Raw genomic sequence first — 13624 nt, 5'->3', positions numbered from 1 at the left:
CGCCCGTCCACCATATCCTATGGAACCCTTGGTGGACGGGCGGGGAAGCGGGGTGGTCCGGCCAAGCTCAGGCGGATGCCTGAGCGCACCCAACAAAAGACTCGGGGTGGCCCGGCAAGCCCTTGGCGTCCGCCAAGGGCGCACTCAACAAAAAACCCGCGGTCCAAGCAGAGGAAAAACCCTTCGGCCCTACAACAGGTTCGCCTGCGCGACGGGCGCAAAACTGCGGCGATGCAGCGGGGTTGGGCCGTGCAGGCGAAGGGCCTGCATATGCTCTTTGGTGCCGTACCCCTTATTGCGTTCCCAACCGAAATGCGGGTGATCGGCGGCAGCGGCGATCATCAGCCGGTCGCGCCATTCTTTAGCAATGATCGAAGCCGCGCTGATCCCCGGTTCGCTCCCATCTCCGCCCACAATCGCGCGCGCATCCCAGCGCCATTCCTCACACCGCCCTTGCGGGGTCTGATTGCCATCAATCAGCACCTCGCACGCAGGATCGCCTAATTGCGCAGTCAAATCGCGCACGCAGCGAGTCATCGCCAGCATCGTCGCCTGGAAAATGTTGACCCTGTCAATCTCATCCGGCTCCACCACTGCCACGGCCCAGGCGCATGTTTCGCGGATTGCGACATCCAGCGCCCCGCGCCGCTTTGGGGAAAGCACCTTGGAATCCGCGCAGCCAGCGGGTAGATCATCGCCAACAGCCACCGCCGCTGCCACCACCGGCCCCGCCAAAGGCCCGCGCCCAGCCTCATCCACCCCGATGAGCACAGGCCGCGTCAAAGAGGCAGCGCCCGTTTGATTTTCCGGAGTTGATTGATCCATGACGTTCTCTTCACAATTCGCCGCTTCGCTTCGGCTTACAGCTTTGTCCCTTCCCGCTCTCGCGCTCGCAAGCTGCGCGGTTGCTGAAACCGGGGATAGCGCCGAGGGGTCAGAGGCAGGCGCGGATTACACCGTTGAAACCATGGGCGTGTTTGAAGAACCATGGGCGATCGAATTTGTCCCGGGCACCGGCGTGATGTTCATCACTGAAAAAGCGGGCGTTCTCAAAGTCATGGACACCTCCACCGGCGAAATCGGCGAAGTGGCAGGCGCGCCAGAAGTCGCCTATGGCGGACAGGGCGGATTTGGCGATATCGCGTTCCTCCCCTCTCAATCAGAAAGCGAACTCACTGGCCGCACCATCTATCTTAGCTGGGCCGAAATGGCCGAGGATGCGGATGGAGATGACGGCGCGCGCGGAGCGGTTGTCGGGCGCGGCACTTTGGATTGCAGCGCAACCGATGCCTGCTCTGTCGAAGGGCTGGAAGTGATCTGGCGTCAGGCCCCGAAGGTGACAGGCAAAGGCCATTATTCGCACCGCATCCTTGTTTCCCCTGATGAGCAGTATCTGTTTGTCGCCAGCGGTGACCGCCAAAAACAAGACCCCGCACAGGATATGACAAACACGCTTGGCTCCATGGTCAGGCTGAACCTTGATGGCACGCCTGCCAAAGGCAATCCGTTCGCTGATAAAGGCGGCGTGACAGCGGAAATCTGGTCCTATGGCCACCGCAATATCCTCGGTATGGATTTCGATGCTGAGGGGCGTTTGTGGGAGATAGAGCACGGCCCTGCTGGCGGGGATGAGCTTAATCTGGTGCAGCGCGCGGCCAATTATGGCTGGCCCACCCGGTCGAATGGCGACAATTACAACGGGGTCGATATCCCCGATCACACGCCTGATGATGGCTTTGTCAAACCCGCAATCCACTGGACCCCGGTGATCGCGCCGGGTGATATGATTATCTATACAGGCGATATGTTTGCCGCGTGGAAGGATCAGGTTCTGATTGCAGGGCTTGCTTCGCAGGCATTGGTGCGCGTGTCGCTTGATGGCAATGCGGTGGCCGAGGAAGACCGGATCGAACTTGGCGGGCGCCTGCGTTCAGTGGAACAGGGGCCAGATGGCGCGATCTGGGTGGCCGAAGATGGCGATGAAGCGCGCCTTCTCAAACTGACTATGTAACGCTGTTTTGCATTGCTTTCGCGATGCACAAGGTGGAGGAAGCGGCCGGCCTAAACCCGCCTCACTCTTCCTGCGCACAACATTGCAAAACACACGATGACAACCAAAACCGCCTCTCTCATACCGCTTTCCAGCGTAGAGCCCGCCATGATCGAGGCTCTGCTGGACCGTGCCTTTGGCCCGGACCGCCATGCGCGCACCGCCTATCGCATACGCGCAGGCATGGAATGCCTGGGCAGCCTCAGCTTTGCCGCGCTGGATGAAGATGAGATGCTGGTTGGCACCATTCAGTGCTGGCCCGTGGCGCTGCGCGAAAAAACCGCCCGCGACACCGAAAGCCGGGCGATCCCGCTGATCATGGTGGGGCCGGTTGCTGTGCTGCCCGAACGTCAGGGCGAAGGGTTTGGCATGGGGCTGATGGCAGCGATGCTTGATGCTGAAATGCAGCTTGCCGCTGGCGGGCAGACACCTTTGGCTCAGGTTCTGATCGGTGATGCTGACTATTATCAGCGCTGGGGCTTTTCCGCCGCGATGACAGGCGGATGGCGCTGTCCGGGGCCATATGAGCAAGACCGCCTGCTGGCACGCGGCCCCGCGCTTGGGGCAATGCCCGCCGAAGGAATGCTGGGCCCCTGGGGCGAGTAGAGCGGGAGGCCTGCTGGGGGCGTTCTTGTTTGTGTTCGCTAACGCTCACGCCGGGCGTTACTGCTTGTGTTCGCTACGCTCACGCCGGGCCGCCCCACCTCCCCGCCCGTCCACCATATCCTATGGAACCTTTGGTGGACGGGCGGGGAGGTGGGGCGGCCCGGCCAAGGTCAGGACGGATGTCCTGGCCGCACCCGACAAAGACTCAGGTTAGCCCGGCAAGCCCTTGGAGGATGTCCCGGCCGCACCCAACAAAAACTCAGCGTAAAGAACACAAACAAAACCCCCTTCCCCTGCCACCCATCATCTGCCATCGACACAGCCACAAATGCCATACGATCCCCCGCCCTATCTTGCAGAACTGACGCTGGCACAAATCGCTGAGCAAGTTGCCGCGCGCAAAATTCCGCCGGTTGAAACCTGGTCGCCCCAGCACATCGGCGACAGCGATATGCGCATTGCCGCAGATGGCACCTGGTTTCACGAAGGCGGCATCATCCATCGCCCGGCCATGGTGCGCGCGTTTTCCTCGCTTTTGATCCGCGATGATGCGGGCCAGCACTGGCTGCAAACACCCGTTGAAAAACTCAGCATCGAAGTCGACGATGCCGCCTTTATTGCAACCGATTGCGTTGCCAAGACGGGCGAGATCGCGATCCGGCTCAACACCGATGAATTGGTGCTGGTGGGGCCTGACAATGCGCTTAGGGCCGCTGGCGATCCGGAAACCCCGGCGATCTATCTGCATGTGCGGCGCGGCTGCGAAGCGCGGCTCAACCGGTCCACCTATGCGCAATTGGCTGAAATCGCGATGGAAACGAGCGGCGATGATTGGCTGGTCACCAGCCAGGGCGCAATTTTTTCGCTGATTGCAACGGGCTGAGCGGATGACGGCTTTGTATGACCGTCTATGCGCGCTTTATCACGAAGGGCACGCAAAAGATGTTGCCGGCCTGCTCACTGATGCGGATCTTGCCGATGGCCGCGATACGCCCGCCGCCGTATTGATTGCGGTGGTCGACCGGGAAGAGCCCACAATCGTGCTGACCCAGCGCCCCACCAATATGCGCGATCATCCCGGCCAGGTCGCCTTTCCCGGCGGCAAGATTGATCCGGGCGAAGATGCGGTTGAGGCAGCCCTGCGCGAGGCGGAAGAGGAACTTGCCCTGCCCCGCTCCGCCGTGAGCGTGATCGGTACGAGCGACCTTTACCACACCGGCACAGGGTTTCTCATCACGCCCGTTCTCGCCGTTATCCCCCCCGACCTGCCGTTCACTCCCAATCCGCAAGAAGTCGAAGCCTGGTTCGAAGTGCCTGCGGCAACCCTGCTCGACCCTGCCGCTTGGACACAGCGCAGCACCATGTGGAAAGGCAAGCCGCGCCGTTATCTTGATATGGATTATGCGGGCTTTCGCATATGGGGCGTGACCGCCGCGATCTGCGTCAATTTATCGCAGCGCATTGCGGTGGATCAGCTGCGCTCTTAAAGGGGCGAGGTTATGTCCGCTTTCCCGCCTTCTGCAACATCGCATCATCTGCCTGCCGCGCCGTGGACAAAGCGCGCGGATCTGGCGGCGTTGCGCGCCGCTTTGGGCGCTGAGAATATGCGCTGGGTCGGCGGCGCGGTGCGCGACACGTTGTTAGAACTGCCCGTCAACGATATCGATTGCGCAACCACGCATTGGCCCGACACGGTGATCGATCTGTGCGGCAAAGCTGGCATCCGAACCGTTCCCACAGGCATTGACCATGGCACTGTCACCGCCGTTTTCGATGACGGCACGGTCGAGATAACGACTTTGCGCCGCGATGTCGCGACCGATGGGCGGCGCGCCACCATCGCCTTTGCGACCGAATGGCGCGATGATGCGGCGCGGCGCGATTTTACAATCAATGCGCTGTTTGCTCACCCGGAAACGCTTGAATTGTCTGATTATTTCGGCGGGCTGGACGATTTGAAAGCGCGCCGCGTGCGCTTTATCGGAGAGGCGCGGGACCGGATTGCCGAAGATCACTTGCGCATCCTGCGTTATTACCGGTTTCAAGCACGCTTTGGTTCAGCCCTCGATGACGCCGCCGAAGACGCCTGCGCCGATATGGCCAGCACGATGAAAGGGCTGAGCCGCGAACGGGTATGCGATGAATTGCTCCGCCTTCTTGCCCTGCCCGATCCGCACGCCACAATAGAACGGATGCACAAGCGCGGCGTTTTGCAAGTGATCCTGCCCGAAGTGTGCAAGGCTTTTATCGCGAGCCTTGGCAAGCTGATCGCGGCTGAGGCGGCGCAGGGGTTTGCGTCCGATCCGCTGCGGCGCCTTGCCAGCCTGCTGCCGACCTCGCCCGATATTGCTGAAAGCGTCGCAGCGCGGCTGCGCCTATCCAAAGCGCAGCGTGCGCGGCTCGTCAGCGCGGTCAGCCGAACGGGCGAAGATGCCGCCAATCCGAAAGCTCTGGCGTATGAGGTCTCGCCCGCTTTTGCGGTGGACAGGCTGCTATTGCTGAACGCCGATGCGCGCGTGCTGTCCGGATGGGAGCCGCCCACCTTCCCCTTGAAAGGCGGAGAAATCGTCGCGCGCGGGGTCGCCAAAGGGCCAGAGGTTGCGCGCATACTGCAAACGGTTCAGCGCCGCTGGATCGCGGAGGGCTTTCCCGACACACAGCGGGTCCAGGCGCTGTTGGACGCAGAACTGGGCGGTTGACCATTAGCGCTCAATAGAGCGCTTCACCGAAGCTGCGCCTCGCATTACCGATTTCTGCCCTGAACAGGCCCACAAATTTGGAACGATCCGCGTGTGCGCGCCATTCTTTCTTTACGCGCCCTTGCACCATCTAAGCCGCGATCGCGTCGCGGCAAATGGTGATCAGAGCGCGGATATGCCCGGCTGGGCCCACACATCGAATGGAGAAATTTGACCATGAAATTCGCTAAATCCCTCACCGCCGCCCTCTTGATTGCAGGCGCCCCGTTCGCCGCGAGCGCGCAGGATGCAGGCACAGTGGTTTATGGCAATGACGATGCGCCTGTTGGCACGATTGAAAGCAATGTTGATGGCATCGTAACGCTGGACACCGGCAGTTATAAAGTGCCGCTGCCCGCCGATCTGCTTGCCGAGCGCGAAATTGGCTGGACTGCCAATACGACCAAGACGGATCTGGACGCGATGATGGCCGCTGAAGAGGCGGAAAAGGCAGCCAAGCTTGATGCCGCGCTGGTCAAAGGCGCTGCGGTTATGAGCGCCGATCAAAAGCCTGCCGGAACGATCCATCTGATCGATAACGAAGCCGATCAGATCGTTCTGATGCGCGAGGATGGCATCATCACCTTGAAACGCGAATTTTTCATGCTGGATGCCGCCGATACGCTGGTGGTGCGCGTGAATGAAGCGCAAATCGCCGAGAATGTCACCGAAGTGCCCGAAGGCACTGTGATTGAAACCGCCAGCATGGCAGCAGGCGGCGAAACGGGCAGCTAAACCGCCGTTTCAGCTCGCAAACAAAGCCCGCAAGGAAAAGGCTGTTGCCTCTGCTTGCGGGCTTTTCACTGTCCGTTTTCGGCGTTAAAAGCGGTTGTCCTTGGGAAAGCCCTGCGGCGGCATGCGCCCGGCCGCCCCGCGCGCGACTTTCCATTGCCAGATATCGTTTTCAGTGCGGGTGCGCTCGCCAGATCCGCCCATCTGCCAGCTTAGACCCTCTGCCAGCGTAAACGTCGTCGCATCGGACAATCCGCCATCGCGGTATCGTTGCAGCATCACACCCTGCCCCCGCGCCAGCACTTGCATTTCTTCAAGATTGAAGACGATCAACTTGCGATTATCGCCAACAGCGGCGACGTGATCGTGTTCCTTGGCGATTTCGCGGATGACTTGCAGCCGGGCTGTGCCTTTGAGGTTCACCACCTGCTTGCCCTTTTTGGTCTCCGCAACCAGTTCGCCAGTCTCGGCGACAAAACCTTTGCCGTTGGAGGAAGCGAGCAATAGCCGCCCGCCTTCTTTGTGCACCAACATCTTGGCGATGCTGGTATCGGCTTCCAGATCAATCATCGTGCGCACCGGCTCACCAAAGCCGCGCGCGCCGGGCAATTTGTCGCATCCCAACGTGTAGAACCGCCCATTGGCCGCCGCGATCAGCAGTTTATCGGTCGTTTGCGCATGGACGATGTCAAACAGCGCATCGCCCTCTTTATATTTGAATTCCTGCGCAAGATCGACGTGGCCTTTTGCCGCTCTGATCCAGCCCTTTTGCGACAGGATCACCGTGATCGGCTCTTTTTCGATCATCGCATCCATCGAAAATTCAACCGTAGGGGCGGCTTCTTCGATCAGAGTGCGGCGCGCGCCCAGCGCAGTGTCCTCGGCATATTCCTTGCGAAGCGCGGCCATATCTTTCTTCAACCGGGTGCGCTGGCGCTGCGGGCTGTCCAAGAGTTTTTGCAAAGCTTCCTGCTCTTCCAACAGCGCGGTTTTCTCATCGCGCAGCTTCATTTCCTCAAGCTTGCGAAGTGAGCGCAGCCGCGTGTCGAGAATGGCTTCGGCCTGCCTGTCAGTCAGCTCAAATTCGGCGATCATCACCTTTTTGGGGTGATCTTCGTACCGGATAATCTCGATCACGCGATCAAGATTGAGGAAAGCGATGATATAGCCTTCGACCAGTTCCAACCGCCGTGCGATCTGATCGAGCCGGTGCTGAGTGCGCCGCTGCAAGATGTCGATCTGCGCTGCGATCCAGTGGGTCAGCAGCTCCTTGATCCCCATCACCATCGGCGTGCGGGTTGCATCCAATACGTTGAGGTTCAGCCCAAAACGCGTTTCCATATCGGTGAGCTTGAAAATGCTCTCTTTCAGCAATTCCGGGTCCACATTGCGGCTGCGCGGGACCAGCACGATGCGGATGCTTTCGTCGCTTTCATCGCGCACATCTTCGAGGATCGGCAGTTTCTTATCCGCAATCGCCTGCGCGATTTGCTCAATCAGCTTACCCTTCGCCACCTGATACGGGATTTCGGAAATGACAAGCTGCCATTGCCCCCCGCCCAGCCGTTCAATCCCGGCGGCAACATCCTCGGCCTTGTCAGCCTCTGGCGCATGGAACCTTCCGCGCAAACGGAACGATCCGCGCCCTGTGGCATAGGCCTGCGAGATAATCTCTGCGCTGTCGACCACTTGACCGCCAGTGGCAAAATCGGGGCCTTTAAAGACGCCCATCAGCTCTTCATGGGTCACATCCTTGTTGAACAGGACAAGTTCGGCCGCATCCAGCACTTCGGCGACATTGTGCGACGGGATATTGGTCGCCATGCCAACCGCAATCCCGCTTGCCCCATTAGCGAGCAGATTGGGGAACAGGCCCGGCATGATGTCGGGTTCTTGTTCCTCGCCATTATAGGTCGGGATAAAATCAACCGTGCCCGCATCCAAGCCGTCCATCAGCTGCATCGCGGTTTTGGTCAGACGGCATTCGGTATAGCGGTACGCAGCGGCGTTATCGCCATCGACATTGCCGAAATTGCCTTGGCCCTCAACGAGCGGGTATCTCAGCGAGAAATCCTGCGCGAGCCGCACCATCGCATCATAGGCTGCCGTGTCGCCATGCGGGTGGTATTTACCAATAACCTCGCCCACAACGCGGGCGGATTTTTTGAACGTGCTGGTGGGCGTCAGGCCCAATTGCCGCATCGTCCAAAGCAAGCGCCGGTGAACCGGTTTCAACCCATCGCGCAAATCGGGCAGCGACCGCGCTGTGATCGTGGAAAGCGCATAGACGAGATACCGCTCTTCCAGCGCTGCATCGAACGGCGCATCGGTTATGAGGTCAAATTCGTCCTTGGGGGAATCGTCAGGTGTCGTCGGTTCATCCATCCCACCCGCTTAGCAAGCGGCGCGCGCGCGGGGGAGAGGCGTTTCCACAGGGTTGAATGCTCAGTTGCGGATCAATCTTCCAACCTCGGGCCGATCAATCCAGCGGCCTTGCGTATAGCGAAAGGTCTAGAGGAACTTTTGAAATGTTCTTCAAAGCCACTGTAATTTTTCCATTCTTTGGTGAAAAGCCAACGCCCGCGCCATGAAGGCCCGTCACATATGTTCCATTTTCGTTGACGCTGCGGCCATCGCTTTCAAATACACCAGCGCAATATGGCAGAGGCATTGCATACGGATCTGGCCGCCTGCCCTGGCAATGCAGCGCCACTTCAGGATCTTCCTCAAGGCTAAACCCAACCATCATGGGTTCATTTGCGGCGATGTCGTAGATGCGAAATTCTCTTGGCTGCAATCGCACCACTGCGCTCGACATTTCGTATGCGGTGGCAGATGGCCCAAGGACAATGGCTATGACCGCCATCATCATAGCCAGCGTTTTTGACGGAGAAAATCTCATCAGCAAGTCCCTAACGATGGGGTTGTGTTCACCCAATAGAGCTAGAACATTTCCTCTAGTCGAGAGTTAATCCCGCGCCGCTGAGCCGGAGCGACAAGCAATAGGCGCGAGTTATCTGCTTCCATCTTCGCGCAACGCTGCCACGTCTTCGCGCAGCGCTTTGAGCTCCAGAATTATCTCCTCACGCTCATTATGCGCGTCTTCGCCCGTTGCCTCGGCCATGGCGTTGACGATCACACCGATGAACAGGTTTAGCACGATGAAGCTGGTGAGCAGGATGAACGGCACAAAGAACGCCCAGGCATAGGGATATACTTCCATCACGGGGCGCACGATGCCCATCGACCAGCTTTCAAGCGTCATGATCTGGAACAGCGAATAGAGCGATAATCCCAGATCGCCGAACCATTCGGGGAACGCCTCGCCAAACAGCTTTGTCGCCATCACCGCGCTGATATAAAACAACAATCCCAGCATGACGACGACGGTGCCGATGCTGGGGATCGCGCTGAACAAGCCAACAATCACTTTGCGCATGCTCGGCACGACTGAAACCAGCCGCAAAGCGCGCAGAATTCGCAGCGCGCGCAGTACCGAGAATTGATCGCCTGCGGGCAGCAGGGCTGCGCTGACAATAGTCAAGTCAAAGACATTCCAGCCATTTTTGAAAAACCGCCAGCCATAAGCGAATAGTTTGAGCGCCAACTCAACAATGAAAATGCCCAGAGCCAGCCGATCCAGTTGAGCTATTACCCCGCCCGCCTGTGCCATGATGGTGGAGGAGGTCTCAAGACCCAGACCAACCGCGTTGATGACGATGACAGCGATGATGAAGTGCTCAAACCGCTTGGATTCCACCAAAGCGCGCACACGGTTGCGCACGGCTGACAAAGGGCCTGTTGCAGGCGGCATAAGGGTTTCACCGGAGGCAGTCATTACCGCGACCCATGGCGACGAATGGTTGCGTTATCAATAACCAAGCAGCTTGTGGTGGTGACGAAAGAATGGAGCAGACTTGCGCTTGCCTCAATTGTGGCGTAAATATGGCGATATTAGGGCTAAAATAAGGCAGGAGAGGATGGGCATGTCTAAATCTTGGATGTTGATCGCGGGAACCGCTTTGACGCTAACCGCATGCAGCGGCGCGGAAAGCGAAATGGCCCGCAGCGCGGATATGATGGCGATGGAAGCGCCTGACATGGCTGCCGCTGATGCAATCGCCGAGGAAGCGGGCAGCGCCCCTGCCGATGGCGCAGACATCCCCGTCAGCGAGCCGCAGATCGCCTATACCTACCGTCTTGGCTTCGACCTTCCATTGGGCAGCATCAGGCAGGTTCAGCAAACGCATGTCTCCATGTGCGAGGAATTGGGCAACAGAGGCTGCCGCGTTATCTCCATGGATCAGGCGCGTGATAGCGATGAATATTCAAGCGGCCGCCTCCACATTGCCGTGGCCGCAGACAAAGCCGCCGATTTTGCCAAAAAGCTGGAAACCACATCAGGCGAAGCGGATGGCGAACTGAGATCATCCTCGCGCACAGGCGAAGATCTGTCGAAACAGATCGTCGATACTGAGGCCCGCCTGCGTTCGCGCGAATTGCTGCGCGAAAGGCTTACCGAAATCCTTGCCTCTCGCAGCGGCAGCGTTGGCGAATTGGTCGAGGCGGAACGGGCCGTGGCGCAGGTCAATCAGGAAATCGATCAGGCGAAAAGCTGGCTGGAAACCATGCGCACGCGCGTCGCGTTTAGTGAAATGACGATCCGCTATGAAGCGGGCGAAGTCAGCGCGGTTTCGGGCAGCTTTGGTGAGCCAATTGAGGCAGCGTGGAATTCGCTGGGCACCATCCTTGGCGGGACAATTGCCTTTATCATGATGGCCGCGACCGCTTTGTTGCCGATCACCTTGCTGGTGCTGGCTCTGCGCTGGCTGCTCCACCGCTTTGGCTATCGCTTGCGGTTCTGGAAGAACAATCTGCGCGAAACCTCTAAAACAGAGGCTTAGGCTAAACCGCTAGCCCATTCCTCGCGCATCGCGGGCTTCGCCGGGCACGTGCACGGTGAGCCCGTCGAGCGCGTCAGATATGTCTATCTGGCAGGAAAGCCGGCTGGTCCTCCGCGCTCCTGAGGCAAAATCGAGCATGTCCTCTTCTTCCTCGCTTGCCTCGGCGAGCTTGTCGAACCATTCGCCCGCGACAATCACGTGGCAGGTCGAACATGCCATCTGACCCTCGCATGTCCCCTCAAGCGGCAGACCTGCCGCCTGACCCACACGCAGCAAATTGTCGCCCGCCTCGCATCGCGCCTCAACCGGATTGCCGCGCGGGTCGATAAAGGTGACGCTTAGCCCCATTGCTCTTGCTCCTTTGCGGCATTGTTGATCGCCTTGGCTGCAGCTTCGATATCGTCCATCGCCGTGTAACGGCCAAATCCCAGCCGGATCGAAGATTTAGCCTCTTCGTCGCTCAGCCCAATAGCCTTTAGAACATGGCTGGGCCGCCCTGATCCGCTCGCACACGCACTGCCAGCCGAAAACATGACAGTGCGACATTCCGACATAAGCCTTGCGACATCAACACCTTGTTTGCGAATGTTGAGATTGCCATGCCAGCGTGCATCCTCGCTTCCGTTCAGTGTCCATCCGCCAAACAGATCACGCGCGCGGTTCCACAGGGCCTGCACATGTTCTGCGTCTTCATCCATGCGCTCTTTCGCCAAAGCCGCCGCGGCGCCCATTCCGGCGATCAGCGCAGGTGACAATGTTCCCGACCTCAGGCCATGCTCCTGCCCGCCGCCGGTCTGCACTTCGTCCAGCGAAACACCATCGCGCACCCACAACGCGCCCACCCCTTTGGGGCCGTGAAATTTGTGCGCGGAAATCGCGATCATATCGGCATGAGAGACAATGATCCTGCCATAGGCCTGCACGCCGTCCACCAGCATCAAAGCGTCCATCTCGCGCGCTTTTGCCGTCCAGTCGAGGATCGGCTGCACAGTGCCGATTTCATTGTTGACCTGCAGAACCGCGATCAGGCCGACGCTGCCAGGAATATCCTGCGAGGCATCGCAAATCCCTGCCGCATCCACGCCCAGAATATGCCTTTGCCCGGCAGCATCGGCGGTATCGCCAACGGCTGAATGTTCGATGGCAGAATGCGCCACCACGCCTCTGCTGGAGCAACCGCGAATGGCGAGGTTAAGCGCTTCTGTCGCGCCGCTGGTGAAGATGACGCGCCCGCCGGGGGAAACAGCGCAGCAACCTTTTCGCGCGCCGCCTCAATCGCAGCGGCAGCCTGACGGCCCAGCTTGTGCGGGGAATGCGGATTGCCAAAACCAGTGCCATCCGGCCCATCCAGCCAGCGCAGCATAGCATCGCGCGCTTCAGGCGCGAGCGGGGTTGTGGCTTGGTAATCGAGGTAGATCATTGCCCCTCATCCTCTAACCGCTCGTGCTGAGCTTGTCGAAGCACCGTTCTTCCTTTTTTAAGCAGACGTTTGAAGTGAAGGACGATCCTTCGACAAGCTCAGGATGAGCGCCCTTCGACAAGCTCAGGATGAGCGGGTTTCCTTACGAGAGCGATTTCCACGCCTCGGCGAATTGCTCAAGATCATTCGGCGTTGTGGACCAGCCAATGCTCACCCGGATTGTGCGCGCTGCGACATCATCAGGCACACCGAAAGCATCAAGCACGCGGCTTTTCTTGAGTGTTCCTGAGGAGCATGCGCTTCCCGCTGAAACAGCAAAGCCCATGGCATCAAGACGGATCAGAAGCGCTTGGGCGGATATTTCGGGGTGAGCAAGGGCGTGAATATAGTCGCATTGCTTGCCAAAAGCTTGGACACCCTCGCCCATAACGGCGGCAAAAGAGGTGCGATCCGCAGGGCTGCTCGCCCAATCGCCGGCCTCTAATGCGGCTGCCATACCCATCGCCGCCGGCGCATTTTCGGTTCCCTGGCGATAGCCGCGTTCGTGCCCGCCTATCGGCTCCAGCATATTGAAGTCGCGCATCAGCAGCGCGCCAATACCAATAGGGCCGCCAAATTTGTGCGCAGACACAACCAGCATATCCGCATCTGGCAGAGCGATCTTGCCCGCTGACTGCGCGCAATCGGACAGAACCAATGCGCCGCTTTCGCGCACGGTTTTGGCCATATCGCTAACGGGATTGATTGTCCCGGTCTCTGAGTTAACGTGCTGAACGGCCAGCACGCTGCTTTCAGCAAACACGCTGTCATCGCTAACAATCTCAGCATCCGGCGCCGCCCGAAACACCGCGTCATGCTCCACCGCGCTCACAATCCGGCGGTCCGCTTTCGCACGGTTGAGTGCAATCCAAAGCGCCTCACTCGCGCCGCTCGTAAAGATCACTTCGCCATTCCAGCCAAGCGACCGCTTTATCCGCTCGCGTGCATCTTCGAGTGCCTTTTTCGCCTTGCGCCCCTCTGCATGCGGCGAGGAAGGGTTGGCCCACAAGGCAAAGCCCTCCTCCATCGCGGCGCGCGCTTCGGGGCGCAGGGGCGAGGTCGCGGCGTGGTCGAGATAGATGCGGGGTTTGGACACTTATTGCGAACGATTCTTAAAAAATTGCAGAATGAAACC

The 13624-nt window shown here is 59.2% G+C and carries 13 protein-coding genes and 1 pseudogene; 7 read left to right on the top strand and 7 right to left on the bottom strand.

What is annotated here, in order from left to right:
* Nucleotides 1-189: 189 nt before the first annotated feature.
* Nucleotides 190-825: a ribonuclease HII gene (locus AC0V6W_RS13050; RefSeq protein WP_486150642.1), complete on the bottom strand. Its 636-nt coding sequence runs from the start codon at nt 823-825 to the stop codon at nt 190-192.
* On the opposite strand from AC0V6W_RS13050, the gene AC0V6W_RS13045 reads away from it, so the two are divergent.
* The 6 genes from AC0V6W_RS13045 (at nt 824) to AC0V6W_RS13020 (ending at nt 6129) form a co-directional block, all read left to right on the top strand.
* The gene (locus AC0V6W_RS13045; protein WP_486150640.1) at nt 824-2011 is read left to right on the top strand and encodes a PQQ-dependent sugar dehydrogenase; all 1188 of its coding nucleotides are present in this window, start codon (nt 824-826) and stop codon (nt 2009-2011) included. The genes AC0V6W_RS13050 and AC0V6W_RS13045 overlap by 2 nt on opposite strands.
* 96 nt (nt 2012-2107) lie before the next feature.
* Nucleotides 2108-2656, top strand: a complete 549-nt coding sequence (locus tag AC0V6W_RS13040; protein ID WP_486150638.1) for a GNAT family N-acetyltransferase — start codon at nt 2108-2110, stop codon at nt 2654-2656.
* Between the two features lie 328 nt (nt 2657-2984).
* On the top strand, nt 2985-3539 hold the full coding sequence (locus AC0V6W_RS13035; RefSeq protein ID WP_486150636.1) for a DUF1285 domain-containing protein: 555 nt from the start codon (nt 2985-2987) through the stop codon (nt 3537-3539).
* A 4-nt stretch (nt 3540-3543) separates the two neighbouring features.
* Nucleotides 3544-4143, top strand: a complete 600-nt coding sequence (locus AC0V6W_RS13030) for a CoA pyrophosphatase (RefSeq protein WP_486150634.1) — start codon at nt 3544-3546, stop codon at nt 4141-4143.
* A 12-nt stretch (nt 4144-4155) separates the two neighbouring features.
* On the top strand, nt 4156-5355 hold the full coding sequence (locus tag AC0V6W_RS13025) for a CCA tRNA nucleotidyltransferase (protein WP_486150632.1): 1200 nt from the start codon (nt 4156-4158) through the stop codon (nt 5353-5355).
* A 216-nt stretch (nt 5356-5571) separates the two neighbouring features.
* On the top strand, nt 5572-6129 hold the full coding sequence (locus AC0V6W_RS13020) for a hypothetical protein (RefSeq protein WP_486150630.1): 558 nt from the start codon (nt 5572-5574) through the stop codon (nt 6127-6129).
* 84 nt (nt 6130-6213) lie between these two features.
* Here the strand turns inward: AC0V6W_RS13020 and parC are convergent, their stop codons facing one another.
* The 3 genes from parC to AC0V6W_RS13005 all read right to left on the bottom strand — a co-directional run bounded on the left by parC (nt 6214) and on the right by AC0V6W_RS13005 (nt 9964).
* Nucleotides 6214-8511: a DNA topoisomerase IV subunit A gene (gene parC / locus AC0V6W_RS13015; protein ID WP_486150628.1), complete on the bottom strand. Its 2298-nt coding sequence runs from the start codon at nt 8509-8511 to the stop codon at nt 6214-6216.
* 94 nt (nt 8512-8605) lie between these two features.
* Nucleotides 8606-8998: a hypothetical protein gene (locus tag AC0V6W_RS13010; RefSeq protein ID WP_486150626.1), complete on the bottom strand. Its 393-nt coding sequence runs from the start codon at nt 8996-8998 to the stop codon at nt 8606-8608.
* Between the two features lie 141 nt (nt 8999-9139).
* Nucleotides 9140-9964 (bottom strand): ion transporter, encoded by an 825-nt coding sequence (locus AC0V6W_RS13005; RefSeq protein ID WP_486150624.1) that lies wholly within the window; start codon nt 9962-9964, stop codon nt 9140-9142.
* Between the two features lie 148 nt (nt 9965-10112).
* Between AC0V6W_RS13005 and AC0V6W_RS13000 the strand changes: the two genes are divergently transcribed.
* On the top strand, nt 10113-11030 hold the full coding sequence (locus tag AC0V6W_RS13000; RefSeq protein ID WP_486150622.1) for a DUF4349 domain-containing protein: 918 nt from the start codon (nt 10113-10115) through the stop codon (nt 11028-11030).
* Nucleotides 11031-11039: 9 nt separating this feature from the next.
* On the opposite strand, the gene AC0V6W_RS12995 is transcribed toward AC0V6W_RS13000, so the two are convergent.
* From AC0V6W_RS12995 to AC0V6W_RS12985, 3 genes and pseudogenes are all read right to left on the bottom strand, one after another.
* A complete protein-coding gene (locus tag AC0V6W_RS12995) occupies nt 11040-11378 on the bottom strand; it encodes a 2Fe-2S iron-sulfur cluster-binding protein (RefSeq protein ID WP_486150620.1) in 339 nt (112 codons plus the stop codon).
* A pseudogene (locus AC0V6W_RS12990) lies at nt 11369-12450 on the bottom strand (cysteine desulfurase family protein). Before AC0V6W_RS12990 ends, AC0V6W_RS12995 begins: the two are co-directional and overlap by 10 nt.
* A gap of 142 nt (nt 12451-12592) precedes the next feature.
* Nucleotides 12593-13585 carry a cysteine desulfurase family protein gene (locus AC0V6W_RS12985; RefSeq protein ID WP_486150618.1) on the bottom strand — a complete coding sequence of 331 codons (993 nt, stop codon included), beginning with the start codon at nt 13583-13585 and terminating at the stop codon, nt 12593-12595.
* Nucleotides 13586-13624: the final 39 nt, after the last annotated feature.

The sequence above is a fragment of the Erythrobacter sp. JB1-7 genome (assembly GCF_057365015.1).
Note: the sequence above shows the minus strand (reverse complement) of the source record. Positions and strands in the feature narration are given on the sequence as shown.